Annotated in this window: 19 protein-coding genes and 1 tRNA gene; 12 read left to right on the top strand and 8 right to left on the bottom strand. The window is 59.8% G+C overall.

Going from position 1 to position 26,401, the window contains the following annotated elements; translation table 11 throughout:
* Positions 1-386: 386 nt before the first annotated feature.
* The 4 genes from ACZ48V_RS12570 to ACZ48V_RS12555 all read left to right on the top strand — a co-directional run bounded on the left by ACZ48V_RS12570 (position 387) and on the right by ACZ48V_RS12555 (position 6,425).
* Positions 387-2,483 (top strand): thioredoxin domain-containing protein, encoded by a 2,097-nt coding sequence (locus tag ACZ48V_RS12570; RefSeq protein ID WP_464539633.1) that lies wholly within the window; start codon positions 387-389, stop codon positions 2,481-2,483.
* 244 nt (positions 2,484-2,727) lie between these two features.
* Entirely contained in the window at positions 2,728-3,756 is a 1,029-nt protein-coding gene (locus ACZ48V_RS12565) for a dipeptidase (RefSeq protein WP_464539631.1), read from the top strand.
* Between the two features lie 73 nt (positions 3,757-3,829).
* A complete protein-coding gene (locus ACZ48V_RS12560) occupies positions 3,830-5,041 on the top strand; it encodes an ATP-grasp domain-containing protein (protein WP_464539629.1) in 1,212 nt (403 codons plus the stop codon).
* A gap of 193 nt (positions 5,042-5,234) precedes the next feature.
* A complete protein-coding gene (locus ACZ48V_RS12555; protein ID WP_464539627.1) occupies positions 5,235-6,425 on the top strand; it encodes a thiolase family protein in 1,191 nt (396 codons plus the stop codon).
* Positions 6,426-6,557: 132 nt separating this feature from the next.
* Here ACZ48V_RS12555 and ACZ48V_RS12550 read toward each other — a convergent pair whose 3' ends face one another.
* A complete protein-coding gene (locus ACZ48V_RS12550; protein ID WP_464539625.1) occupies positions 6,558-7,469 on the bottom strand; it encodes a DUF4097 family beta strand repeat-containing protein in 912 nt (303 codons plus the stop codon).
* 221 nt (positions 7,470-7,690) lie between these two features.
* On the opposite strand from ACZ48V_RS12550, the gene ACZ48V_RS12545 reads away from it, so the two are divergent.
* Entirely contained in the window at positions 7,691-8,305 is a 615-nt protein-coding gene (locus ACZ48V_RS12545) for a DNA-3-methyladenine glycosylase (protein ID WP_464539623.1), read from the top strand.
* A gap of 35 nt (positions 8,306-8,340) precedes the next feature.
* On the opposite strand, the gene ACZ48V_RS12540 is transcribed toward ACZ48V_RS12545, so the two are convergent.
* From ACZ48V_RS12540 to ACZ48V_RS12515, 6 genes are all read right to left on the bottom strand, one after another.
* A complete protein-coding gene (locus tag ACZ48V_RS12540; RefSeq protein WP_464539621.1) occupies positions 8,341-8,769 on the bottom strand; it encodes a secondary thiamine-phosphate synthase enzyme YjbQ in 429 nt (142 codons plus the stop codon).
* An 81-nt stretch (positions 8,770-8,850) separates the two neighbouring features.
* Positions 8,851-10,092, bottom strand: a complete 1,242-nt coding sequence (locus tag ACZ48V_RS12535; RefSeq protein ID WP_464539619.1) for an endonuclease/exonuclease/phosphatase family protein — start codon at positions 10,090-10,092, stop codon at positions 8,851-8,853.
* Positions 10,093-10,251: 159 nt separating this feature from the next.
* Positions 10,252-11,556: a histidine--tRNA ligase gene (gene hisS, locus ACZ48V_RS12530; protein ID WP_464539617.1), complete on the bottom strand. Its 1,305-nt coding sequence runs from the start codon at positions 11,554-11,556 to the stop codon at positions 10,252-10,254.
* A 246-nt stretch (positions 11,557-11,802) separates the two neighbouring features.
* Positions 11,803-12,279: a PTS sugar transporter subunit IIA gene (locus ACZ48V_RS12525; RefSeq protein ID WP_464539615.1), complete on the bottom strand. Its 477-nt coding sequence runs from the start codon at positions 12,277-12,279 to the stop codon at positions 11,803-11,805.
* A 139-nt stretch (positions 12,280-12,418) separates the two neighbouring features.
* Entirely contained in the window at positions 12,419-13,219 is an 801-nt protein-coding gene (locus ACZ48V_RS12520) for an aspartate/glutamate racemase family protein (RefSeq protein ID WP_464539613.1), read from the bottom strand.
* 306 nt (positions 13,220-13,525) lie between these two features.
* Positions 13,526-14,167 (bottom strand): hypothetical protein, encoded by a 642-nt coding sequence (locus ACZ48V_RS12515; protein ID WP_464539611.1) that lies wholly within the window; start codon positions 14,165-14,167, stop codon positions 13,526-13,528.
* Positions 14,168-14,728: 561 nt separating this feature from the next.
* Between ACZ48V_RS12515 and ACZ48V_RS12510 the strand changes: the two genes are divergently transcribed.
* From ACZ48V_RS12510 to ACZ48V_RS12485, 6 genes are all read left to right on the top strand, one after another.
* A tRNA-Gln gene (locus ACZ48V_RS12510) sits at positions 14,729-14,799 on the top strand.
* Positions 14,800-14,936: 137 nt separating this feature from the next.
* Complete coding sequence (locus ACZ48V_RS12505; RefSeq protein WP_464539609.1) at positions 14,937-15,884, top strand: ribose-phosphate diphosphokinase; 948 nt, start codon at positions 14,937-14,939, stop codon at positions 15,882-15,884.
* A gap of 213 nt (positions 15,885-16,097) precedes the next feature.
* Complete coding sequence (locus tag ACZ48V_RS12500) at positions 16,098-16,763, top strand: 50S ribosomal protein L25 (RefSeq protein ID WP_464539607.1); 666 nt, start codon at positions 16,098-16,100, stop codon at positions 16,761-16,763.
* A gap of 278 nt (positions 16,764-17,041) precedes the next feature.
* Complete coding sequence (pth, locus tag ACZ48V_RS12495; protein ID WP_464539605.1) at positions 17,042-17,620, top strand: aminoacyl-tRNA hydrolase; 579 nt, start codon at positions 17,042-17,044, stop codon at positions 17,618-17,620.
* A 324-nt stretch (positions 17,621-17,944) separates the two neighbouring features.
* Positions 17,945-19,810, top strand: a complete 1,866-nt coding sequence (sucB, locus tag ACZ48V_RS12490) for a 2-oxoglutarate dehydrogenase, E2 component, dihydrolipoamide succinyltransferase (protein WP_464539603.1) — start codon at positions 17,945-17,947, stop codon at positions 19,808-19,810.
* Between the two features lie 266 nt (positions 19,811-20,076).
* Complete coding sequence (locus ACZ48V_RS12485) at positions 20,077-21,021, top strand: tyrosine-type recombinase/integrase (RefSeq protein ID WP_464539601.1); 945 nt, start codon at positions 20,077-20,079, stop codon at positions 21,019-21,021.
* Between the two features lie 241 nt (positions 21,022-21,262).
* Here ACZ48V_RS12485 and porQ read toward each other — a convergent pair whose 3' ends face one another.
* Positions 21,263-22,258: a type IX secretion system protein PorQ gene (porQ, locus tag ACZ48V_RS12480; RefSeq protein WP_464539599.1), complete on the bottom strand. Its 996-nt coding sequence runs from the start codon at positions 22,256-22,258 to the stop codon at positions 21,263-21,265.
* A 467-nt stretch (positions 22,259-22,725) separates the two neighbouring features.
* On the opposite strand from porQ, the gene secA reads away from it, so the two are divergent.
* A complete protein-coding gene (gene secA / locus ACZ48V_RS12475) occupies positions 22,726-26,229 on the top strand; it encodes a preprotein translocase subunit SecA (RefSeq protein ID WP_464539597.1) in 3,504 nt (1,167 codons plus the stop codon).
* Positions 26,230-26,401: the final 172 nt, after the last annotated feature.

The raw sequence follows: 26,401 nt of genomic DNA, 5'->3' as shown, positions 1-26,401 counted from the left end.
ACTCAACCATTGATCGAACACCTGCTCCAGTGGGTCCAAGACCTGATCCTGTTTATCATGGACATCGTGCTGCCTCTCGCACATATCATCATGTAGCCGCTCGTTATGTAGCCGCTTATCATAGCCGTATCGTATCACAGATACGTGTTTGTGAACGCAACCATGGGTGAAAAGGCAGAGGGAGGCCGAAGAACGCTCCAATTTTATGCCGACGCATGTGGAGCAGGCATTGCCGCGTAGGGGTAGCAGTGCCCTGCACTGTGAAGGTGAGAGGCAGAAGGGGGCATGCGGGCACACGTGGCGGAAGCCGCGGTACGTCAATACAGAGTCAATACAGACGGGATACACCCGTCCTGTTCGCATGCTCATGACCTGTCCGCACCGCCATGGCCAACCACCTTGCACAATCCGAGAGCCCGTACCTGCTCCAGCACAAGAACAACCCCGTCGACTGGTACCCGTGGGGCGATGAGGCCTTTCAGAAGGCGAAGGCCGAAGACAAGCCCGTCTTTCTGTCGATCGGCTACGCCACCTGCCACTGGTGCCACGTGATGGCCCACGAGTCGTTTGAGGACGACGCCGTTGCCGCGCGCATGAACGAACTGTTTGTGCCGATCAAGGTCGATCGCGAGGAGCGCCCCGACATCGACCAGCTCTACATGAGCGTCTGCCAGATGATGCGTGGCAACGGCGGGTGGCCCCTCAACGTGCTGCTTACGCCCGACAAACGCCCGTTCTATGCAGCCACCTATCTGCCTAAGCAGGGCCGCATGGGCCGCATGGGAATGATGGACCTGATGGATCGCATCGAGGCGCTGTGGACTCAGGAACGCCCGAAGCTGGAGCAGGAGGCTGAGAAGATCGTGGACCTGCTGGAGCAAGAAGGCGATACCGACACGGTCGACGACACGCCCGGGCCCAGCCTCCTCGAAAGCAGCGTGCAGCAGTTCTCGCGCCAGTTTGACCGCACGCACGGCGGGTTCGGGGGCGCACCAAAGTTTCCAATGCCGCATACACCGCTCTTCCTCACGACCTACGGCGCGGCTACCGGCACCGACTATGCCGTAGAGATGGCAACCACCACGCTGCGCCATATCGTGCGCGGCGGCATCAACGACCACGTCGGCGGCGGCATCCATCGCTACGCCACCGACGCCATCTGGCGGCTGCCGCACTTCGAAAAGATGCTCTACGATCAGGGGCTGCTTCTTATGGCTTTGTCGGATGCGCACCGCATCGCCCCGGATGCCGGCTGGGATGTCCATATCGACGACATCGTGACCTACCTTACGCGCGATCTCTTAGACGAAACGGGCGCCTTCTACTCGGCAGAAGACGCGGACAGCGAAGATCTTGAGACGGGCGAGTCGCGCGAAGGGGCGTTCTATACGTGGACGATAGACGCAATCCGGGAGCATCTTGATGCGGATACGGCTTCGCGTTTCGCAACGGTCTACAGCATGCAGGAGCAAGGCAACTTCAAGGAAGAAGCGACGGGCGAGCGCACCGGCGAAAACGTGCTCGACCGCGCCGACGACTGGCCTGCACTGGCTGATAAGCTCGACACGACGCCTGAGGCGCTCCGCACCGAGATGGAGGCCGCCTGCCAGACGCTGTTCGACGTGCGCGAGGAGCGCCCGCGCCCGTTCCTCGACGACAAGATCCTAACGGACTGGAACGGTCTGCTGCTGGCCGGGCTTTCCCGGGCCGGGCGGTTTGTAGATGCGGCCTACCTGGCACCGGCCAAGCGCGTGGCTGCATTCCTGTGCGATACGATGCGCACCGACGACGGGCGGCTGCTCCATCGTTACCGCAACGGCACCGCTGGCATCAACGCGACGCTCACCGACTATGCTTACCTGGCATGGGGGCTGCTCGATCTGTATGACGCCACGCTCAACACACGCTGGCTTGGCGAAGCACGCCGCCTGGCTCATACGCTCTGCCGCGACTTTGCCGATGCAGAGCGCGGCGGCTTCTACATGGCGCCTGAAACGGCCGAGGACGTGATCGTTCGTCAGCAGGCGATCTCGGGGGGCGCGCGGCCCTCAGGCACCGGCGTCGCTGTCTACGTGCTGCACCGTCTCTACCGGATGCTGGGCACGACCGCGTTTGCCGAAACCGCCGAGCAGGCCCTGCAGCGTGCCGGACGCCGGATGCGCTCGCAGCCTACCCAGCACGTAACGCTGCTCTGGGCCCTGCACCACTGGCACCATACCGGGCGCGAAATCGTGCTTGCCGGCGATCCCTCCGACGATGCATACCGCAGGCTACTGGAGACGGTGCGTGCGCATCAGACGCCCGAAGACGTGGTCGTGCATCGCCCGCCCGCCGATGACCACGAGCTATTCGACTGGGCTTCCTACCTGACGCATCAGCCGCCGAAAGACGGCACGGCGACTGCTTACGTGTGCGAAGGCTTCACCTGCGATGCCCCGACCACCGGTCCCGAGACGCTGGCTGAACAGCTGAGTAGTGTATGAAAAGCAACCGTGCAGCCCGCAGAGCGTTTTCAGACGCTGCCTAAAACGGCAGCGCAGCGGCCCTCGGGCCGAGGAGGACTACACCGGCCACGCTTGTGCTGAACTTGATTCAGTACGCTCGACGATGAGACCAGGCGGCAAGGAACCCTTGTGTGGTTGTGAAACGTTGCACGCGCCGTTCGTTTAGGGGGTGACTGTTCGGTCTGATCCTGCCTCTGTTTTTCTCCTGGCTCTTCCCTGCCCTATGTACATAGACGGCCATCTCGACCTTGCCTTTAATGCCGTCGTTCACAAGCGCGACCTTACCCGCGGCGTAAAAGCCGTTCGTGCAGATGAGGCGCGCACGCACCAGGAGCTGCTGGTAACGCTGCCTGAGCTACGCCGGGCTCAGGTGGGTATTGTGTTTGGTACGCTCTTCGCCATTCCCCGTACGGCCTTGCAGTACGAGGGCGACGCGCCCCCGAAGTGGAAAGCAAAGCTCAGCTACGCCACCCCCGACGAGGCTCATGCGCTTGCCGTAGACCAGCTGGAGTGCTACGAACAGTGGGAAGAGGAGGGGCACATCCGTATTCTGCGCAGTCAGAGCGACCTGCAGGGCCATCTCGCGGCCTGGGAGGGCGGCGATCGCACCACCGGGCTTGTGATGCTCATGGAGGGAGCCGATCCGATCCGTACGCCGGACGAACTCACGTGGTGGGTCGACCGCGGACTCCGGATGGTCGGGCCGGCTTGGCGCAGTACCCGCTACGCTGGCGGCACCGGGGCGCCCGGACCGCTAACTCCGGCGGGCAAGGATCTCGTTCGGGCGATGATTGCGCACGACATCCCGCTCGACGTGAGCCACCTCTCCAACGAGAGCTTCTGGGACGCGATGGACCTCGACCCGCAGTACGTACTGGCAAGCCACAGCAACGCCCGCGCGATCAATCCCGGCGATCGGCAGATGAGCGACGATATGATTCGCGCAGTTGGAGCATCGGGCGGAGTGGTCGGTATCGTGCTTGGAGATGTTTTCCTGCATCCCGATCATGCAACTCAGCCGGTCGCCCTGCGCGACGTGCGCCGCCACGCCGAACATATCGCTGGCCTGATCGGGTGGGATCAGGTGGCAGTGGGGAGCGACTTCGATGGCGGATTTGGCGTGCAGGAGACTCCTGAAGCGTTGTCGCGCGGCGCCGATTTCTCGAAGCTCGGTAAGGTGGCGCCTGCAGCAGCGCGAAGCGGCTTCCTCGGCGGCAACTGGCTGCGCTTTCTGCGACGGGTGCTCCCGTAGCGCACGGCGTCTCGCATCCCACAAACCGGATACCGGTATCTCTACACATATCCTATAACACCCCTACTTAATTATGAGTGCACAGCAGCCTGTTACCCTTCTCTGTCTTGCCAGCTATGAAAAAGGCGCGGCCTTCCTGCGCGAAGCCAAAGCGCAGGGGGCCCGTGTCCTTTTTGTTACGACCGAGAAGCTCCGAGAGGCCGACTGGCCCTGGGAGGCAATCGACGAGGTCTACTACGTGCCCGATTTCTCGAATGAAGACGACCTCATTCATAGCATCAGCTACGTGGCGCGCTCCGAAAAAATAGATCGGATTGTGCCCCTCGATGAGTTTGACCTGTACAACGCTGCGCTGCTGCGCGAGCATCTGCGCCTGCCGGGGATGGGACAGACCGCGGTGCGCTACTTCCGCGATAAGCTCGCCATGCGCATGAAGGCGCGAGAGGCAGGGGTGCGCGTGCCCGACTTTGTGCCTGTGATTAACTACGACGGCATTCGGGATTTTATGGACCGATGCCCACGCCCGTGGATTCTTAAGCCGCGCAGCGAAGCGTCGGCGATTGGCATCAAGAAAATCCATGACCCTGAGGTGCTCTGGCGCACCCTCGATGAGCTGGGCGACCGGCAGTCGCATTTTCTGCTGGAGCAGTTCGTTCCGGGGGATGTCTACCATGTCGATTCGCTCGTGAGCAACGGAGCGGTCGTCTTTGCTGAAGCGCATCGCTACGCCAACGCGCCGTTCGACGTGATGCACGGCGGTGGCATCTTCGCCAGTCGCACCCTCGACCGCACCGGCGACGAAGCCGACACCTGTCGCATGCTCAATGAGCAGCTCATCCGCGACTTTGGGATGCGCCACGGTGCGGTGCATACCGAGTTCATTCGCGGACGCGATGACGGCGCGTTCTACTTTCTCGAAACCGCTGCACGTGTTGGCGGCGCTCATATTGCGGAAATGGTCGAAGCGTCTACCGGCATCAACCTGTGGGCGCAGTGGGCCCGCATCGAGGTGCAGCGCGCTCGCAACAACGCGTATGCGCTTCCCGAGCGGGTGCACGACTACGCTGGCATTCTCATCTCGCTGGCCCGGCAGGAGCGTCCCGACCTTTCGGGTTACGAGGACGAGGCGATCGCGTGGCGAATGGAGAAGAAGCACCACGCCGGACTCATTGTGCGTGCCGGCACGCCCGACCGTGTCGATGCTCTGCTGCATGAGTATATGACCCGCTTCTACGAAGACTTCCACACGGCGATGCCCGCGCCCGAAACCTCTGACGATGTATAGCAGGGGGCTGCAGGAGGCTCGGGGCGTGCGCCAGGTGGCAGAGGGCGCGTGCTTTGGGGGACCGCCGTAATTTTAGATGGAGGACTTGCCTCTCTGGAAGCGTTTCCGGATGCTGTACAAGTACATGCGGTGCGTGCTGCTTTGGCCGCGCATCCGCCCGTCTGCTCCTCCTACGCAAACCAGCACTCCACGTATGCGCGACGTTTATATCGTAGCTGCCCATCGTACACCTATCGGACGCTTCGGCGGATCTCTCAAAAAACACTCGCCGGTCGACCTGGCCGCCCATGCCATGAAAGGCACCCTCGAGTCCGCCGATGTCGACGGCGGAGCGCTTGACATTTACGTGTTCGGCAACGTACTTCGGGGCGGACACGGCCAGCTCGTGCCGCGCCAAGCAGCGATTCAGGCCGGCATCCCTAAGACTATCGACGGCTATGCGGTCGATATGGTCTGCGCCTCAAGCATGATGAGCATGATCAACGGCGCGACCATGATTAAGGCGGGTGAGGCAAATCTGGTGCTCGCCGGCGGCACCGAGGCGATGTCAGACACCGGCTTCTACCTTTCGTCGAAGGCGCGCTGGGGCTACAAGTATCTGCCCGGAGACATGGAGCAGGTAACCGACCTCATGTACCGCGACGGACTCAGTGATCCGTTTTCCGGCGATGCCATGGGCGACCAGACCGAGCGCCTTGCTGCCGAGCACGGCATCACGCGGGCCGAGCTCGACCAGGTTGCGGCCGCGTCGCACCAGCGAGCGGCACAGGCCCACGACGAAGGCGCGTTCGACAGCGAGCTGCTGCCTATCGAGTACCGCACCCGCAAAGGCACCGATACGCTCGACCGCGACGAAGGCGTGCGTCCCGACACCACGACCGAGTCGCTTGGCAACCTGCGCCCGGCATTCACCGAAGAGGGCGTGCTCACCGCCGGCAACAGCAGCCAGATTAGCGACGGCGCTGCCGCTCTTCTGCTCGCCAGCAAAGACGCGGTGGAGGCCCACGGGCTCACCCCGCTGGCCAAAATCACCGAGAGCAGCTGGGCCGCGGGCGAGTCGTGGCGCTTCCCCGAAGCCCCCATCCCGGCGGTCGAGAAGGTTCTCGCCAAGAGCGAGACCGAGATCGGCGACTACGACCTCTTCGAGAACAACGAGGCGTTTGCAATCAACAACCTGCTCTTTCAGCGGATGCTCAACGTACCGACCGACCGCCTGAACGTGCATGGCGGTGCCATCGCACTGGGGCACCCCATCGGGGCATCCGGCTCGCGCATCGTGGTCACCCTGCTTCATGCGCTTATCCAGCGCGACGCAGAGCGTGGACTCGCGTCTATCTGCCATGGCACGGGCGGCGGCGTAGCCGTTGCGATCGAGCGCGCCTAACCGGCGCATCCTGCCAGACCGGTCTTATTACAAAGGCCCTACTGTATGCTGTAAATGAGCGGAGGCCCCGTGCTCGGCATGAGCGCGGCGCCTCCGCTTTCTTTATGGATCCGCTTCTCGTGCTGCAACGGGCTACGCTGTTTCAAGAGCGAGGCGTCCGCCCATCGCCGATACCTCAACAGAGGGGCCGCCCCCCATGAACGCGCCCGAGGCACGCCGGGCCGTCTTCGTGGCAAGCGGAAGCGACGCCGGCGTCTCAAGCACCTGCGCTTCAACATCGAGCTGGCACGGGTGTGCCAGGCGCATCGTGAGGTCAGCACCCGGGGCGTGCACGCGAGCAGAGGCTGGGGGCAGATGGATGCGACCCGTTCCGCCATGCACATTCGCCTGTAGCGAACCTGCAAGCGACACCGCCCGGATCGAGCCGCCGTGTGCGGTAAGCTGAAGCGCTCCCTTCATCGCGCGCAAGTCGGTCGATGCCGCAGCCGTCCACAGCCGCGTCTCATCGGCCGCGATGTCTTTGAGCTGCACGCTCCGTCCGGCGCCGCGCACCGACAGCACAGAGCCCTCGACGTCTGATATGTTGACGGTTCCGTTGAACGCCTTCACGTCGAGTCGCCCCTGCACATCCCGTATGTCAATAGCACCGCCCGCACATTCTGCGGTGATCTGGCCCCGCACGCCTTCCATATCGATTGATCCGCCCGGTGCCCGCAGGTCGGCATGCGTGCCGGGGGGCATTCGAATGTGCAGGGTAACGGGCCAGGCGCCGCTTTCCTGGGTGCGCCACCACGATGCATGCTTCTGCTGGCGGCGCATGTCCGTCTGGATGCGAACGGTTTCTTCGGCGGCACGGGTGGTCAGGTTCAGACGGTTGAGCAGCGTTTCGAGCTCCTCGGGCGGGGCATCGCTCCGAATCTCGACGGCCAGCTCGTTGGCATCGTGACTCCGCACGACGATGCGGACGTTGGGCACGTGCACGAAGAGAGGACGAGGGGTAGCAGCCGCAAACGTGTACGAGTGCGCAACGTCGAGGGTAGACATAAGGAAACGGTCAAATCACAAAACATGAGTACAGAGGGCAGTATGAACCCGGTACAAGGCCAATATACACGCCAAAATAATTATTCTAAAACCGCTTTCAGAGATAAGTCAGACATAAGGCTGTAAAGAACCTCGTACACGAACACAATCGTGCAGCATAATCGTACAGGGTGATGCGTGAACGTACTGACCGCACTAAACTGTAGAAACCGTTCTCCTGCATGACTCCCTTTCCTGACTCGTTCTATGCCCGATCTGCCCTTCACGTTGCACCCGAACTGCTTGGCCACCTGTTGGTCTACGCTCCAGAAGACGGTCCGCGCCGCGTAGGGCGCATTGTTGAGACGGAGGCCTATACGGAAGACGACCCGGCGTTTCATGGGTGGAACGCACGCGACCCCGAGACCGGCGAGCTGCAGCGCACCAGCCGCACCGCGGATCTGTTCGGTCCGCCCGGGCGCTCGTACGTCTACCTGATCTACGGCATGTACTGGCTTCTGAATGTCGTTACCGAGCCTGACGGCATCGGCGGGGGCGTGCTGATTCGTGCGGTTGAGCCGGTAGAGGGCATTGACGCGATGCGCCCGCATCGCCCGGCGGCCCGGCGCGACGTAGATCTCACCAATGGGCCGGGCAAGCTCACACAGGCGTTTGGCATCGACGACGAGGCGTACCACAACGTGCCGCTCACTGCACCGCCGCTCTACTTCGCTCATGCCGCCGACGACCCTGCCCCCGAGATTGTCGAGAGCCCGCGCATCGGCATCTCAAAAGGAACGGAGCGTCCCTGGCGCTTTTCGGTAGAGGGGAACCCGTACGTGTCGGTGAAGCCGTAAAGGAGCAGCTGCAAAGAAACAGGCAAGCCGGTTTGTTACGCATCCGGGCCCATAAGCGTGAGCATGAGCGTGCGGCGGCCGCCGTGGTCGCGGTGCTCACAGAGGTAGAGTCCCTGCCAGGTGCCCAGCGCCAGCGTGCCATTGGATACAGGCAGCCACATCCCGGGCCCAATCAGCACCGCTTTGATGTGGGCGGGCATGTCGTCGGATCCCTCTAAGGTATGCTCGTAGTAGGGCTGGTTCTCGGGAACCATCTCGTTCAGGTGCCGCTCCAGATCGCCCCGCACGTCCGGGCTTGCGGCTTCGTTGAGAGCGATCGAGGCCGAGGTATGCTGGATAAACACGTGCAGCATCCCTTGCGACATCTGCGCCAGTTCGGGGAGCGCGTCGGTTACCGCATCGGTGATGAGATGCACCCCGCGTGGGTGCGGGTCAAGTGTGAGGGGACGTTGGGTCCAGTGCATGGCGGGCGCGGGAAGAGACCGAAAGAAAGCGGGCAATGAAAGCAGGCAATGAGAGAAACGGCGAGGTGCGTTGCAGCGTCGCTACTCCGCATCTGGCGGATACAGATCGACCCAGACCGGGAAGTGGTCGCTGGCCCATCCGGCGGTGTCGCGGTTGAGCGGACGCCAGACGCCGGACTCCTCCACATCCAGAGAGCGAGACGGAAGCACGTAGTCCACGCGTCGTCCCCATTCCGCAGTGTGGTCGGGGTCCAGATCTGGAAAAGCCTGAACGCCCTCCTGTGCAGCCACCGGCTGCGTATCGTTTACGCGCATGTGATTTAAGATCTGCTCGATGGCACCATCCAAGCTACTCCCCCCGTCTGGATCCGCATTCTGATCGCCCATAATTACGAAGGGCGCCCCTGAAGGCAGTCCGCCTGTCTGTGTGGAGTCGTCATAGATGTAGGGGGCCCCGTCGATATAGTCAGCCCAGAAGCGAATTTCGTCGTAGTTGCGCAGTTTGTTTCGGTTTTCGGGGCCGTCGAAGGCAGGCGGAGTTGGGTGGCTGGCCAGCACGTGTAGCACAGATCCGTTGGGCAGTGTAACCGGCACATCCCAGTGGCTCTTCGAACTCAGGCGAAACTCTGCCCATGCGTCGTCTTCGTACCAGGGCAGGCCGGTTTCGGGATCGGTAGGACGGCGCGCGCCGGGCATGTCGCTCCATGTAAAGAGGCGAAAGGTGCGCACCTGGTCGTGCTGGATAGAGAGACCGTCGCGCACGAACAGGGCCATGGCGTACTGTCCGGGAAAGGTGCCAAATCCCCATGCGTCTTCGCCGTAGGCCCGGCCTTCATCGTTCTGAGGGGGCGGCTCCGTATCGGACGGCGCTTGGGGGATGTCGGGCACCGTTGTGACCACGTCGCCATCGCGGTTCAGATCGTATCCGCTTGCCTCGCCGGTGTTGGTCGGCGCCATGAACGCCTGAAACGAGATGCCCTCCAGCGACTCCGCTTGCGGAGGGGCCAGATAGTTTTCAGCAAAACGGCGTGCGTTCTGTCCCTCTGGTTCGCCATCCCGATAGCCGGGAGCGCCCGGCTCATCGTACGTCATTTCCTGGATGAGGAGAATATCCGGCTGCAGGCGCTGGATGATCGCTGCCGCACGCTGCATGCGAGCATGGTCGGTGCGGCGCAGGTCGTCGGTACGGATGTCTTCGATGTTGTACGTCATGACACGGATCGGCTCTGGCGATTCAGAGGACGACCCTCCGCATCCAACAAGCCCAAACAGCCCAATGAGCACGAGGCTCACACTGATGAGATGAACAGGCAGTCGGTTCATAGTGAAAAACAAAGCGTGTAAAAAGATGGTGGGGGGCGCGACGGGCGCTGGGGGCCGGTACGAGCCGGAAGCGGTTACAGTTGCGTCTTGCAGGGACTGGGCGGTCTACAGGTCGCCCAGGCGCGGACACAGGCGTGCAGTGCTTTAAGCGTCGACAGCTTAGGCGTCGACAGCAGGAGGCGTAGCGAGATAGGCAGCCAGCTCGTCAAACGAGACGGCCTCCTGCTCGCCGGTTGCCATCGTTTTAACCTGTGCGGCGCCATCGGCCAGTTCGTTTCCGCCAATGATTACGCTATACGGCGCGTCCTGGCGGTTCGCTTCGCGCATCTGGGCTTTGAGCGAACGGCCCTTCAGGTCGTGGGCGGCGTGGATGCCACGCTTACGCAGCGCGTGCACGGTCTTAAAGACCCAGGCTTCGGCGTCGGCCCCAAGTGCAGCAAAAAACACACGGGGGCGTTCCGCATCGGGGTAGTCGTAGTCGTGGGCATCGAGTGCAAGGAAGAGCCGCTCCATGCCTGCGGCAAACCCACAGGCAGGCAGCGGGCCGTCGTGGCCGAGCTCGGCTGCGAGACCGTCGTAGCGTCCGCCGCCGGCCAGTGCGCTCTGCGCGCCGAGCGCGTCGTGCTCAAGCTCGAAAGCCGTGTGCGAGTAGTAGTCGAGTCCACGCACGAGCATGGGCGCCTCCTCAAAGTCGATATCCAGATCACTCAGGTGCTGCTTTACAGCGTCGTAGTGCGACAGGGCCTCCGTATCCACAAATTCGCGAAGTGTGGGCGCCTCCTGCAGCAGGGCCTGCTCGTGCTCAACTTTTGTGTCGAGGATACGCAGGGGGTTGCTCTGCAGGCGGCGCTGACTCGTCTCTGACAGCTCGCTCTTGTAAGGCGTGAGGTACTCGACGAGCGCCTCGCGAAAAGCCGCCCGGTGTTCAGGGTCGCCAAGGGTGTTCAGGCGGAGGCGCATGCCCTGTAGCCCGAACGCCTCGTAAGCAGCCATCATGACGGCGATGGTCTCGGCATCGGCACGCGGCTCGTCGGCCCCGATGATCTCGGCCCCGAACTGGTGAAACTGCCGGTAGCGTCCCTTCTGCGGCTGTTCGGCGCGAAAGCAGGGACCGATGTAGAAAAGCTTTTGGACACCTCCACGTTGCTCCAGGTGGTGCTCAAGGAAGGCACGAGTAACAGGAGCGGTGATTTCAGGACGCAGCACGTAGTTGGTACCGCTGCGCTCAAAGGCAAACATCTCCTTGCTCACAATGTCGGTGTGCTCGCCGACCCCTCGTGCTACGAGCTCGGTAGGTTCGAGCATGGGCGTGCGAATCTCCTCCAAGTTGTGGCGCTGCATGACCGCACGCAGCGTATCTTCTACATGACACCACTCATGCGCAGCCGCGATGCGTGTGCCGCCGATGGTGTAGGCATCAGGGAGAATGTCGAAGGTGCCTTTGATGTGCTGAAACGTGCTCACGTGCAAATAGGGGTTGATGGAGAAACAGGTAGGGCGAGAAATAAGCGTTGAGGAGGCAGGGACGCATGCATCCTTCAAAAAAGAGCGTACCGTGAAGAAGTCCGTCTTTGGGGCCGTCACCGGGCCAGTTATCGGGTGGGACAGACGGCCAGAGAGGAGGCCAGGCGAGACTACCAGGGGCGGCGGGCTACCGGAGATACACAGCCATAGAGCAGAGCCGCCGGAGCCGGAGCAGCTGCGAAACAGTTAGCGGCGCAGTGCCGCTTCCGCGTCCTGCAACGTGTTCATAACGGCTTCTGGGGTTGACGCTGCAGTGAGTGCCTTTCGAATGGATCCGCGATTGACGAGGCGCGAAATGCGTCCTAACACTTTTATGTGCAGGGAGGCATCGTTTTCCGGGCCTACGAGCAGCAGTATAAGTTCGACCGGTTGGTCGTCGATGGCGTCGAAGGGCACCGGGGGAGTGGCAGTTGCAAATGCAGCGACCGTTTCAGACACGGCGCTTGTCTTAGCATGGGGAAGTCCTAACCCTTTGCCAACCCCCGTAGACATCGTGTTTTCGCGGTTAAAAATGGCGTTGCGCACCTCAGAAAGCTCATCGATTGACGGGTGTCCGTCGAGTAAGTCAATCAGTGCATTGATAGCCTCTTTCTTCGTAGGAGCGTTCATCCCGATCTGTATTCGATCGGCATGGAGCAGTTGATTGATATCGGGAATAGACACAGGGAAGAAGCAAGCGCATCGGTGAGAGGAACACGAGGATAATACAGCAAACTCGTATGCGTCTCGCTGTGCGCGGTTCAAACAGAGCGTACCGACGTATGTGCTCGCCGGAGCGACAGGCGGCCTGTAATCCTGCAGGTTATGTGGTCTGGAAGGCGGCGAGGCGCGACGCTACGGGCTTCAGGTGATCGGGGTGTACAGACTTGATCAGCGCACGGGCCAGGATTTCGGCCGGGTCAATGAGCGGAACCATATCCATGTCGGCGGCAAGTGGAGCCAGGGGGAGTTCGGTACAGCCCAGCACAACGGCATCGGCGCCCTTGTCGATAAGGTGGGCAATGGCGTCGAGCAGGTTCTGCTTGGCCTGAGGCGTAGCCGGGTGGCTCTGTGCTTTGAGTCCAAAAGTGGTATCGAAAATCGTAGTGTTGACGCGCTCTCGCATGGGCGGGTCAGGCGTCACAACGTTGAAGCCGGCGGCTTCAAGGGGGGCGCGGTGAAGCTGAAGATCGTACACGGCCTGGGTGGAAAGCGTGCCTACAGTGTCGATATGCGGCATGGTCGCTTGCATGAACTGCACGGTCTCCTCAATCATATGCAGGAGGCGCACGTCATGTCCGGTGCTGCGCACCTCGTCGACGAGCGTGTCGAAGATGGCTGGCGCGTGGGCCGTGTTGCAGGGCATCCCTGCAACTACGGCGCCGGCGGCATCCAGCGCACGAAGTATGTCGGCCAGGGCGTAGGCCGGGTTGGTATCTGTCTCATCGAAGAGAAACGTGCTCCGGTCAACAATGCGCTCCGGATAAGAGAGCAATGCAACCGGCAGGTGGCCATGGTCAGATGATGCGTTGGTTTGCTCGATGATCTTATCCACCAGATCGACGCCAGCATGAGGACCCATGCCGCCAATAACGCCGATAACTTTCTTGGGGGACACGGACATGTTGGATGCAGACATACAGCACGAAACCAGTACGGAAAAAAACGAACGCGATGTCTTACGACCCCTCATCCTGAATGTGCCGCAGGGCTCTTTTAATGCTGTAAAGGTACAGAGCAGGGCAGTGTGCAGACTCTAAGCGGCGGCTGCACGGGGCATACGTTAAATTGTACGGGCATACATAAAAAAGCGCGACAACAGATATTCTGCTGTCGCGCTCGTTTCGGGTATAGCGTAGCCTCGGCATGTCTGTACATGTCCGACAGTACATGCGCGGTACCATGCCATCCAGTGTTATGAGGATCGGTGTTACGAGGACGCGCTCAGGCGTTCCAGTTCGCCAATGTTAACGCCGCGCAGCGCTTCATCAATGCGTTCGGGCGACGTGCTGCGTCCAGACACTTTAACGATAAACCGCTGCTGAACCAGCACAGTTTTCTCGCCCTGTCCGCGATTGGTATCGAACTTCTCATGCATGCGATGTCCGTTGTGCGTGCCCGTGCGTTCGAATCCGCTGGTTGATTCGCGGTCGATCTCCATCATCATCATGCCGAGCCCCAGCATGTTCAGTCCAGGAGCACCTCCAACGTCGGTAATCTCAATAGAGATACGCTCACGGTTGCTGCCCTGGAAGTCGGCTTTGGCATTGACGAGTGTGAAGTTGCCCATTTGATTGCGCTCGCCGCCGCGGTCTGTCTCTTCAAGGCCTGCCACCTGGGCAGGAATCAGGTCGCGAAGTACGCGAAAGTCGACCGGCTCAACGGGTTCGCGGTCGCCGTTTGTCTGCATCTCCTGCATGGAGCGCGTCAGTTCTTCGGCGCCGGCCTGCATTTCCTGGGCAGACTGCGCAAGCTGTGAGAAAGAATTCCGGGTTTCCTCATCGCAACCAACAAGTACGGTGAAGAGGGCGGCAGTAAGAATCCAAATGGAAGCTATGCGGAATGTATACATGACGAAAGTATCGGGTACGGTAGGGGGAACAAAATGCCGGGCGGTTGGCCCTGCTATGCGGGGCAAATGCCCGTATCTGGCAAACTACTTCTTGCTACTTCTTGAGCGCGCCGCTTCATGTTTGCTTTCTGGGTATGCCCAAACCTATTCAGAAGAAACACCATGGCACTGGTACTATGTGAGGCGTAAGAATAAAGCACAAGAGGACAGGACACGGGACGCAGATGCAAAAAAGCGACGGCTCAATTCTGTGTTTGAGCAAATATGCCGGCCCCCAAACGTATTTTTGCCGACTTACTTAAAGCGGATGCGTATGCCAAAAAAGGTAGATGGATGTGGAAATAGACGGGATGTGGAGAGCGTGTAGGAGAGACTTGTGGCGGTTATGTTGCAGGCGCGTACACCTTGAATCCGCATTGATATTGTAAATCCTTTTCGAAAGCCCTGTGAGAAGTGTTCAGATCCGAACCATGCGATGGATTTTGGGTTGCTAATGTGCGGAGCGCGTAGTACCGTATCGCATGTAAGTGCGACACAACACGTGCTTGAACGCAGTTCTATTGCCCGGTCGTCTAATGGCAGGACAGCGGCCTTTGGAGCCGTTAGTGGGGGTTCGAATCCTCCCCGGGCAACTCTCCCTCTGCTACGCTTCTATTCTTGACATCCTGTGCGCCAAGCGGTGTACAGGATGTTTGCATGTCAGGTGTACTGCCCGAAGCGCTGGTGCAGCTACATCTACTCACCTGCTTTTATGGCCGATTCCATGCCCATGACCACTGCACCCCAAGAAAACCCCGTTGCCATATACGGCGGCCGCTCTAACCCGGCTCTCGCGCGTAGCATTGCTGAAAGCTATGGCACCTCGCTCGGCGAACTTACGATTCAGGAGTTTGCCGATGGCGAGATCTACGTTCGCTACGAGTCCTCTATACGAGGAGCTGATCTTTTTATTATCCAGAGCACCTGCCCGAGCGCAGAAAACTGGATTGAACTCCTCATGCTTATCGATGCGGCACAGCGCGCCTCGGCCGCTCGCGTAACGGCGGTCATCCCGTACTTCGGATACGCACGTCAGGATCGGAAAGACCAGCCACGTGTCTCGATTGCGTCAAAGCTGATGGCGAACCTGCTTACGACAGCAGGCATCGACCGCATTCTCACGATGGAGCTGCACGCGCCCCAGATCCAGGGCTTTTTCGACGTACCCGTAGACCACCTGTACGGGTCGGGCGTTCTGATCGACTATCTCGAAGGACTCAACATGGAGAACTTCGTGCTTGTGGCGCCTGACGTTGGCGCGTTGAAGATGGTTCGGGCCTACGCCAAGAAGCTCGGAGCAAGCATCGCATTGATCGACAAGCGGCGTCCGCGTCCGAACGAGGCGCGCGTCATGAACATCATTGGCGATGTCGAAGGCAAGAACGTGATTCTCATTGACGACATTGTGGACACCGCTGGTACGCTTACCCGTGCAGCGGAAGCGCTACGCGACGCCGGCGCACTCGACATCATGGCCGCCTGTACCCACGGGCTGCTCTCCGGTCCTGCCTACGACCGCATCGAAGATTCGCCGATCGAGCGGCTCATTATTACCGATACCATCCCGCTGGAGCGCTCGTCGGACTCGGTTGAGGTGGTGAGTGTAGCGCCGCTTTTTGCGAAAGCAATTCGTCATATCTACACCGACCGGTCGGTGTCGACCCTGTTTAAGGATTGATGCATGGTTTTTTCGGCTGGTACGGGGGCTTTGGAGTCACACTCCGCTGCTTTTAACAGCCCTTTGTTGGAAACAGCGGAACCGGTAGCCCCCACCGCTGCTTTCCATTCCTCTGCACACACCGCATGCACGTTTGCCCAAGGGCGTTCGTGATGATGCGGTGCGCGCCCCGCCTGATTGTACGACATTATACGGTATACGGTACTTCAACCCATGGATGCCCCAACCCTCAACGCTGCGCCTCGCGAAACTGGAAAGAAAGCTACGCGAGCTGTGCGCGACAGCAATAACGTGCCTTGCATTCTGTATGGACGCGACACCGACCCGGTGCCGTTTCAAGTCAGTGTGCACGAGCTGAATCGCCTGATCTATTCACGCCAAACCAGTGTCGTCGACGTGTCGATGGACGATGACAGCTGGTCGTGTGTCCTCAAAGATTACACGCTACACCCCATCTCGGACGTCCCTGAGCACGCGGACTTTCAAGTGCTTCGCGAAGGGCGGCGTGTTACGCTCACCGTTCCGGTGCGTTACGAGGGTATCCCGGAAGGCCAGAAAGAGGGAGGAGACACGCAGATCCTGGTTCGCGAAATCACGATCTCGTGCCTGCCCAAAAACATTCCTTCAGAGATCAAGGTCGACATCTCAGGGCTTGATATTGGGGAAGCCATTCACCTGTACGATCTTGACCAGGAAGCTTACCGGTACAAGATGGCCCAGGGACAGACGCTCGTCACTGTTGTGGCTCCGCACCTCGAAGCAGTCGCAACAACGGAAGAGGAAGAAGAACTCGAAGACGAAGAGCTTCCAGAAGGCGAAGAAGTCGAAGGTGCTGCCGAAGAGGAAGGCGAAGAAGCCGAAGAGGCACCCGCAGCATAACGACCCCTACATTTCATTACACACCGTACCGCCCGCACTGCGTGACGCAGTGGGGGCGGTGCGCGTTTAGGAAGTGTCTGAAAGCGGATCGCTCATGCTTGCAGACCAAACACCAAGCAGGCCCTTCAAGAAAAAGGCCCTTCAAAGCGGTTGCATGCGCGACTGCTTCCTGACAAACCCCGTGCGCCTGCGTCAATTGCGTCTGCGTCAACACCTTGCGCATGGCCTTGCTCTCTGCTGGTAACCTACCTCGCTCCCAATCTACTCCGCCCTGTGCCATGGCAGACACCCCTGATTTTCTGATTGTTGGACTCGGTAACCCTGGTCCGGAATACACCGACACGCGTCACAATATAGGAATGCAGGTCGTAGACCTGCTGGCAAAGCGTTTTGATGCCTCGCTGCAGAACGTGACCGAAGCATCGGCCCGTACAGGACAGGGACGTCACAAGGGCGTAGAGATAGCTCTTGCTCAGCCGCTTACGTACATGAACCGCAGCGGGCGTGCTGTGAAGGCGCTGCTCGACCGGTTCGCGCTTGCTCCGAAAGCCCTTCTGGTGATCGTAGACGACCTGCATCTGGACACCGGGCAGCTTCGCCTACGTCCGGGGGGGAGCAGTGGTGGACACAACGGGGTGTCGGACATTGCAAACCAGATTGGCACGACCGACTTTCCGCGTTTGCGTATCGGGATTGGAAAAGACTACGCACGGGGCGAACAGGCCGACTACGTGCTCAGTCCGTTCTCCGCGCAGCAACAGCCTTTGATCGAAGAGGCACGCATTCGGGCGGGCAATGCTGCGCTCTGTGCAGCCACGAAAGGACTCGATGCTGCGATGAACCGTTATAACGGGTAGCTACGCTGCGCATCCCCCAGAACCGTAAAAAATATACGGGCAGCGCAGGATGCAGGCAGGATCGGGGCAGAAGGCAGGCCGCAATCAGCGGAATGGGGCAGCCACAGGCCAGTATGATGCGGCGCCAATCCTATATTTTGTTGAATCATTGCAAGAAAGCAGCGTGCCCGTTGTTTGTGGGCACTGTGTCCGCTACATTAGAAACAACCCAAACAAGGGTGCGCATGGCAGCATAGCGCGCGGCCCCCGCATGGCAGCGCTTCCATTGTGCCAAAGCACGCCCCTCCTGATCGACTCCCAGATGCTGAATAGCTGCACTCCGATATGGCGAAGGTAGACGTCTCGATGCCCAAGATGGGCGAGAGTATTACAGAAGGTACGGTCATTGTCTGGCATAAACAGCCCGGCGATGAGGTAGAGCAAGACGAAACGCTGCTCGAGATTGGCACCGACAAGGTCGACACCGAGGTGCCCTCTCCGGCAGCCGGTGTGCTCGACGAGATCCTGGTCGAGGAAGGCGATACCGTTGAGGTGGGTACGATCATTGCCCGTCTTGAAACGGAGGCCAAGGCCGCAGGCGATGCCGCTCCATCCGGCGAAGCCCCCGATGAAGCCGGTGCTTCTGAGGAGGCAGCCGCCCCCGACGAGCCCGCTGCTGAAACGAGTGCGGCGCCCGAGGCGTCTGCTGCAGCACCTGCTGCAGATGCTGGAGACGACGAACCGAGCGGTGCTCCTGCAGGAGACACCGAAGACGTGAAGGTCGTCATGCCCAAGATGGGAGAGAGCATCACTGAGGGGACGATCATTGCCTGGTTCAAAGATGTGGGCGATCCGATTGACCTCGACGAAACGCTGCTCGAGATTGGCACCGACAAGGTCGACACCGAAGTGCCCTCTCCGGCAGCTGGTGTGCTGAAAGAGCGGCTCGTCGAGGAAGGAGATACCGTTGAGGTGGGCACCGTCATCGCCGTAGTTGGCGCCGAGGCCAGTGCTTCCGACGGAAGCCCGACCAGTACATCCGCCCCGGATACGGAAAGCGTACCTGATGGAGGCGACACAGCGCCCTCTGCACGCCGTACCGAACCCGAACCGGTAACCGACCACGGACGCCCGCCTGAGCCTGTCGAAGATGACGGACGTCCCATTCAGCGACGCGGTGAAGACGGACAGTTCTTTTCGCCGCTGGTGCGCTCCATCGCTGAAACGGAGGGACTTAGCATGAGCGAACTGGAGTCGATCGATGGCTCGGGCCGCGAGGGACGCGTAACGAAAGACGATGTGCTCGGCTACCTTGAGTCGCGTGAGCTTGAAGGCGCCCGCGAAGAGGCCACATCGGGCGACAGCGCGCCCGTCAAAGAGGCGACTCCCGCTCAGCCCACGCCGACCCGCAAAGCCTCTGCATCGTCTGCTCCAGAACGCGGCGTCTACAAAGTCGAGGCTGGCCCCAGTGAAGAGGAGCTCAAGCAGCAGTATGGCGATCGCATCGAAGTGGTCGAGATGGACCGGATGCGCAAGATCACGGCCGAGCATATGGTGCGCTCCAAAGCCACCTCGGCCCATGTTACCTCCTTTGCGGAGGCCGATGTAACGGGCCTCGTCAGGTTTCGCAATCGCCACAAAGAGGCGTTCCAGGAGCGGGAGGGGGCGAAGCTCACGTTCACGCCGTTCTTTGTACGGGCGGCTGTTGAAGCGCTGCGCGACCATCCGACGCTTAACGCCTCGGTAGAGGGTGACAAGATTGTACAGAAGAAAGACTATCACATTGGCATTGCCGTTGCCATTGGGAAGAAAGGACTGCTCGCGCCGGTTATTCGGAATGCAGGCGACCTGAATGTGTCTGGGCTGGCTCGCAAGATGGCCGATACGGCACAGCGCGCCCGCTCGAAGCAGCTGCAGCCCGATGAACTGCAAGGGGGTACCTTCACAGTGACGAACATCGGCTCGCTTGGCTCGCTGATGGGTACGCCAGTCATCAACCAGCCGCAGGTCGGGATTCTGGCTACCGGCGCCATTAAGAAGCGCCCGGTTGTTGTAGAAGACCCCGAAATGGGCGATGTGATTGCTGTGCGTCATATGATGTACCTGTCGCTCTCTTACGACCACCGCATTGTCGACGGCTCGCTCGGTTCCAGCTTCCTGCATCGCTGCGTGGAAGTGCTCGAATCGTATGCTGCCGACGATGAGCTGTAAAGCAGTAGCTAACATTCTGTAACAGCTCTATAGCCGTTTTATAGTAGCCGAACACCCGCTCTCAGAAAAGAGCGGGTGTTCTTTTTTTGCGGGAACGGGCTTTTCGGAGCGGTGCCGCGCGCAGTGCATCTTATGGTGGATCTCACAGTGCATTCCACAGTGCATTTCACAGTGCATCCAATAATGCATCCATCACGACGGTAGCGCGTTAGCTTTGTGATGTACATCCTTGCTGCGTTTACTGCTTCGTCTGGACTGCTGCACTTATGCCGCCTGATGCTTCCGACGCCCCGCTCGAGCTATCGCTTCGCGAGCTGCGCCACCATCTCGACATCTTCTTTAACGAGTACCTGAGCGATAAAAGCGACGAGACGGTTGGCACGTATCGCCGCTCGCTAAACACCTTTCAGAAGTGGTACATCCGCCAGAAGGGGCGATTTCAGTTTACCGAAGACGACATCCGGGCCTACAAACAGTACCTGGCTGACGAGCGCGAGCTCAGCCAGGTGTCGGTCTCTACGTATCTCACAGCCCTGCGGCGTCTCTGCCAGTACCTGGTCGACACCGGCCGGCTCGAAATAAATCCGGCCAAGGCGGTGAAAGGCAACCGCCGCCCCGACTCGCACACGCGCAAAGTGCTCACAGAATCCGATATTGAGGCGCTCCTTGACGTACTGGGCAGCACAACGCCCATTGACAAGCGCGACACGGCGATTGTTTACTGCATGCTCTATGCGGGCATGAGCGAGATCGAACTGGTACGGGCCGATGTCGGCGATGTTGAGCATACGCTTATGGGACCGGTGCTTCGGGTGCAGGGGAAGGGCCGCACGGTTAAAGACGAGCAGGTGCCGCTCGACCCGCCCGTTTTGGAGCGCATCGAAGCATACATGCGAGCCCGCGAGCGTCCGCACCCCGATGCTCCGCTCTTTATCTCGCACGGACGCCGATCGGCAGGCAAGCGCCTTAAGACACGATCGATCCGCGGGCGTATCAACCAGCACCTGAAAGCAGCAGAGATCAAGCGTCCGGGCATTACCCCCCATAGCCTCACGCATACTGCCGCACTCATCTGGCTAAATCGCGGGATGCCCCTGGAGCAGGTGAAAGAGCGCATGCGCCATGGCACCCTCGACACAACCATGATCTATTACAAGAAGCAAGGGCTTCTCAAGCGCGATCCGGAGGAGCTACGCGAAATGGGCCTGTAAGAGCTGCACAAGAGGCAGCACATTATACCGGTTGTGTAGGATTGTATAGAGGTAGACGACCGACCGAGCACAACGTCTGTGCATCCCCAAAGGCCGAAAGCTGACTGATGGAGGCCGACTGACGAAGTGAGTTCGGTTTCTTGCAGAGCAGCGATCCCGCGGCACGATCAGGTTTAGTAGTAGGGGGATGCGCACGTTCTGCCGCGCTGAATGATTATCACGGGTCTTTGAAAGACATCTCTCAAGACGGACCCAGCTGCAGGCTAATCTGGTGAAGTCCGCCAAACGAAGACCACGACGTATACGCGTAATCGGCTCGAAGGGGGCCAGCGGCGATTCCAAATCCGCCGCCGAAGCCCGCCCAGTCGAGGCGGTCGTTCAGCACGAGTTCGCGGCTGCGGCGGTGGTTATAGCCTGTGCGTAGCGTGAGCACATCGCCGAGATAGACCTCTACTCCGAAAGTGAGGTGAGCCAACGCCTGCCCGGCTGTTCCCTCGTCGGGAAGCACGGTGCCTGCGTTATGCAAGTCATAGCCTGTAAGCGACAGCTGCACGGGCACATGAGAGAGCTTCTTAGCTACGCCGATGCGCCAGTCGAAAGGGAGCGAAGTACGCTCGGTGCCAAAGCTGCTGAACGCGCGCCCTACATGGTGCACAGATGTGGCGACAGACCACCGACTTTCCGGCCAATGGGCGTAGAGACCAGCATCAATCGCTGCGGCGGTGGCCCGGGCAGACTCGATTGCCGAGTAGAGAAGATGCACGTTGACCCCGTACCGCAGGCGATCGGTCGCGCGTGCAGCCAGTCCGGCTGTCAGGGCTACGTCGCGCGCCTGAAAGTCGCCAGTGGGTACGCCCGCCGCGTCACGCCCGTCAAACGTACCCCAGTCCACATAACGCACCCCGGCACTGACGGTCGCCACCGACTCGACATGGTAGCTGTACGCGAGGGTACCTACCTGGCTGTCGGCAATGAAATCCGTGTACGAAGCCAGCAGGTGTCCGCCCGAAGCGGTGCTGGCCAGGGCCGGGTTGTAGTAGAAGGCTGTCGCGTCATCATCAGAAACGGCAGTCAGGCTACTGCCCAGCGCGGCCCCTCGCGCAGAGGGATCGAGACGCAGAAACCCGAACTCAGAAAGCGATCCTCCAAGCTGGGCATAGGCTGCGCCCACGCCGCTTCCGGCACATGCAAGCAGCCCGCAGAGCAGTATCCATACGACACGGAGAGAAATAGACATACAGCCTCAAAACAGAAATTACGGCAATAGCGGTGCGGGCGGAAAACACAGGGTGCCTATAGACAGAAAGCGCGAACCTTGTGTGGTATTTTGGTCGCTGCAACGTGTCTATAACTTGCAGGATGGCGCCCTGTTGCCCGTACCTGCTCCATAGCCTATCGCATTCTATCGCATGCACTGCCTTTGGTAGAGGGAACGCAGGGAACACGACGCCTTGATACAGGGCACATAAAAGAGCATATGTAAAACAAAGAATAGCGGGGCCTGCCTGTGGGGAACGGACGGGTGTTGGTTGCGTGCCATCACGGCACAGCAGATGGAAGCCCGGAGCTAGCACCAGGAATCAAAACGAGCTTCTGAGAGCGAAACGCTCGCTGTTCTGTGTGTGGCGCCTTCGAGTGCTGTAATGGCCTCTGCGGCGTCTCCTGAACTATTCGCTGACGTACCTACGTTCTTCCTTCCCCTCTATGTTTGAGTGGCTAACCAACCTGTTTGGCGATCCAAACAAGCGCAAGCTAAAGAAAATCTGGCCGATCGTTGACGAGATCAACGAAATCTATGATGGCCTTCAAGACCTCACCGAAGAGGAGCTGCGTGGCAAAACGGATGCCTTCAAGAAACAGCTACGCGACGCCGTTGCTGACATTGAGGCCCGCCAAGAAGAAATCCATGAGCGCCTGCGCAAGGCGCCGAGTGCAGCCACTGCTGAGCTCATGCGTGAGGCAGACGTTGTCGGAGATGGCCAGCCTGCATCATCTGAGTTTGACAGAGAGCCGCTCTCCCTTGATGAGCGCGAAGACCTCTACGATGAGCTCGATGAGCTCGAAGAGGAGTGGCTTGCTATCACAGAAGAAGAGATGGATGCGCTTTTGCCTGAGGCGTTTGCAGTCATGAAAGAGACCTGCCGCCGCATGCTGGGTGAAACCTGGCAGGCTGGTGGTACCAAGGTTGAATGGGACATGGTGCCGTACGATGTGCAGCTTCTGGGGGGCGTGGTGCTGCACCGTGGCAACATCGCGGAGATGAAGACCGGTGAAGGAAAAACGCTGGTTGCGATCTTGCCCCTTTACCTGAACGCACTTGCAGAGCGCGGCTGTCACCTGGTTACGGTAAACCCGTACCTGGCAGAGCGCGACGCGGAGTGGATGAAGCCGCTCTTCGAGTACCATGGCCTCACGGTAGACGTAATCGACCGGTACAAGCCCCACTCGCCCGAACGCCGCGCCGCGTATCAGTCCGACATCACGTACGGCACGAACAACGAGTTTGGGTTTGACTACCTGCGCGACAACTCGTTTGTGGTGCGTCCCGACCAGTTGCAGCAGCGCCGGCATCACTTTGCCATCATTGACGAGATCGACTCGGTCTTGATTGATGAGGCACGTACCCCGCTTATCATCAGTGGTCCGGTGCCCGACCAGGAAAATGACCAGTATCAGGAATGGCGTGATCCTGTCGAAAAGGTAGTAAGTGCGCAGAAGCGACTGGTGAAGCAGCTCACACGCGAGGCGCGCGATCTGCTACAGAAACGAGACCAGGCCCAAGAGGCAGGTGACAAGAAAGAGGCCCGTGAGCTCGAAGAAGACGCCGGACTGGCGCTGCTTCGCGCCTCACGCGGGTATCCCCGCCTCGATGATCTGCAGTCGCTACTGCAAGAGCAAGGCGTGGAGCGACTCCGCCAAAAGACGGAGTACTTCTACCTGCAGGAGAACGCAAAGAATATGCCCTTTGTGGATCAGGAGCTCTACTTTGCGCTTGACGAGAAGCAGCGGAGCGTAGAGCTTACGGCCAAAGGGCGGCAGTACATCGCGAAAATCATGGGGGAAACAGAAGACCTCTTTGTTCTCCCCGTAATCGGCGAAGAAATCGCCGAGCTTGAAGAGGTCCATGACGAGCGCGTGCGCAAGTTGGAGGAAGAGATGCGTAGCCGCACCGACCTCTCGAGCGAGAAGCGTGACAAACAGCTCGTGAGCAAGAAGCAGGACATGCAGACCGAGCTGCAGGAGAAAAAACGTGAGCTCTACAACACGTACTCCGAACGTGCTGAGGTGCTACACGCCATTGAGCAGCTCCTGAAGGCGTTTACGCTGTACGAGCGCGACATGGAGTATATCGTGCAAGATGACAAGGTGCAGATCGTGGACGAGCACACCGGTCGTGTGCTTGATGGACGCCGCTACTCGCAGGGATTGCACCAGGCGATCGAGGCAAAAGAAGAGGTTGAGGTGCAGTCAGCCACGCAGACATACGCGTCGGTTACGCTGCAGAACTACTTCCGCATGTACGACAAGCTTTCGGGCATGACGGGTACGGCTGAGACCGAAGCCGAAGAGTTTGGCGAGATCTACGACCTGGAGGTTATCGTTGTACCGACCAACGAGCCCATTCGCCGCGACGACAAAGACGACCTGGTCTTTCGGACCCGACGCGAGAAGTACAACGCCGTCATCGACAAAGTCAAAGAATACAATGAAAAAGGCCAGCCTGTGTTGGTCGGTACTGCTTCGGTTGAGGTGTCGGAGCAGATCAGCCGCATGATGAAGCGCGAAGGGCTGCGTCATAACGTGCTGAACGCCAAGCAGGATCGGGCCAAGCAAGAGTCGCAGATCGTTGCCGAGGCCGGGCAGAGAGGCGCAATCACCATTGCGACCAACATGGCAGGTCGTGGTACCGACATCAAGATATCAGACGAGGTACGCGAGCTCGGCGGACTCGCCATTGTGGGCTCCGAGCGCCACGAAAGCCGCCGTATCGACTTGCAGCTGCGTGGCCGTTCCGGGCGCCAGGGCGATCCGGGAGAGAGCCAGTTCTACGTCTCGCTCGAAGACGACCTGATGCGCATGTTTGGCTCCGACCGCGTGGCCAAAGTCATGGACCGCATGAACCTTGAGGAAGGTGCCGTGATCACGCACCCGTGGATCAACAAGAGCATCAAGCGGGCACAGAGCAAGGTCGAGCAGAACAACTACGCCATTCGTAAGCGTCAGCTGGAGTATGACGATGTGCTGAACGCACAGCGTGAGGTCATCTACAAACGCCGTCGCCAGGCGCTCACAGGCGAGCGCTTTCACGGGCAGATGCTCTCGATGCTCTATGAGCTTAGCGAGGCGATTGTGGAGCAGTACTACGGCGAAGGAAATATCGCCGGGCTGCGCGAAGAGCTGCTCCGCGTGCTTGCCTTCGACTTTGAGATTGACCGCGAAACCTTCGTGATGCTGGGCGAAGATGGCGTTGCAATGCGCGTCTTCGAAGAAGCGAGCGAACACTATCAGCAGAAGCGACAGGCGCTGGCTACCCCCTTCTACAACCGTTTGAAAGCACTCAAAGAAGAGCGCGGCGAAGATACGCCCAACCAAGTGTATGTCGACTTCACCGACGGACAGCGCCTGCTGCGCGCTGTTGCTGATGTTGAAGATGCGCTTGACACAGACGGCGAAGAGATCAACGATGCGCTTGAACGTACCGCCATGCTCTCCACGATCGACAGCAAATGGACGGAGCACCTGCGCGAGCTTGACGAGCTCAAGGAAGGCATCGGGCTGCGCTCCTATGGGCGTAAAGATCCCGTTGTGGAGTACAAGATGGAGGCCTTTGATCTCTTTGCTGATATGATGGAAGAGATCGGGAAAGATGTTGTATCGCTGGCCTTCCGCTCCGGACCCATTGTCGACGATGGCACCCCACAGAGCGGTGCGAGCGAGCCGAAGAGTCGTCTCGACCGCCGCCGCGCAAAAACGCAGCACGACTCGGCTGAACCCTCGTATGGCGTTAAAGCCGGACAGGGGCAGGGGAGCGACAGCGCCGCCGACCGCGATCCTTCTGTTGATAAGCAGGCTCCCGTCACCGTTGCTGATGAGCCCGGACGCAACGACGTGGTCAAAATCCGCAACAACAGCACGGGCGAGACTGCAGAGATGAAGTACAAATACGCCAAGAAGAAGATCAAGAAGGGCTGGTCGATGATCTCATAGAGCGAATGCGCGGACGCGGAGCAACGCGCTGGTCAACGTGACGGATTTATTCTTGTGTTGTAGGGTACTTGTGTTGTAAACTGTACGTACACGTACATTCTGCCGAGTGGTAGGCTGGCACACGCCTGTTGAGGTGTGTCGTTCTTGCGAAGCTCCGCAGGTCTGCAACCGG

The sequence above is a fragment of the Longimonas haloalkaliphila genome, from assembly GCF_055379825.1.
This window is presented reverse-complemented; position numbering and strand designations above follow the sequence as displayed.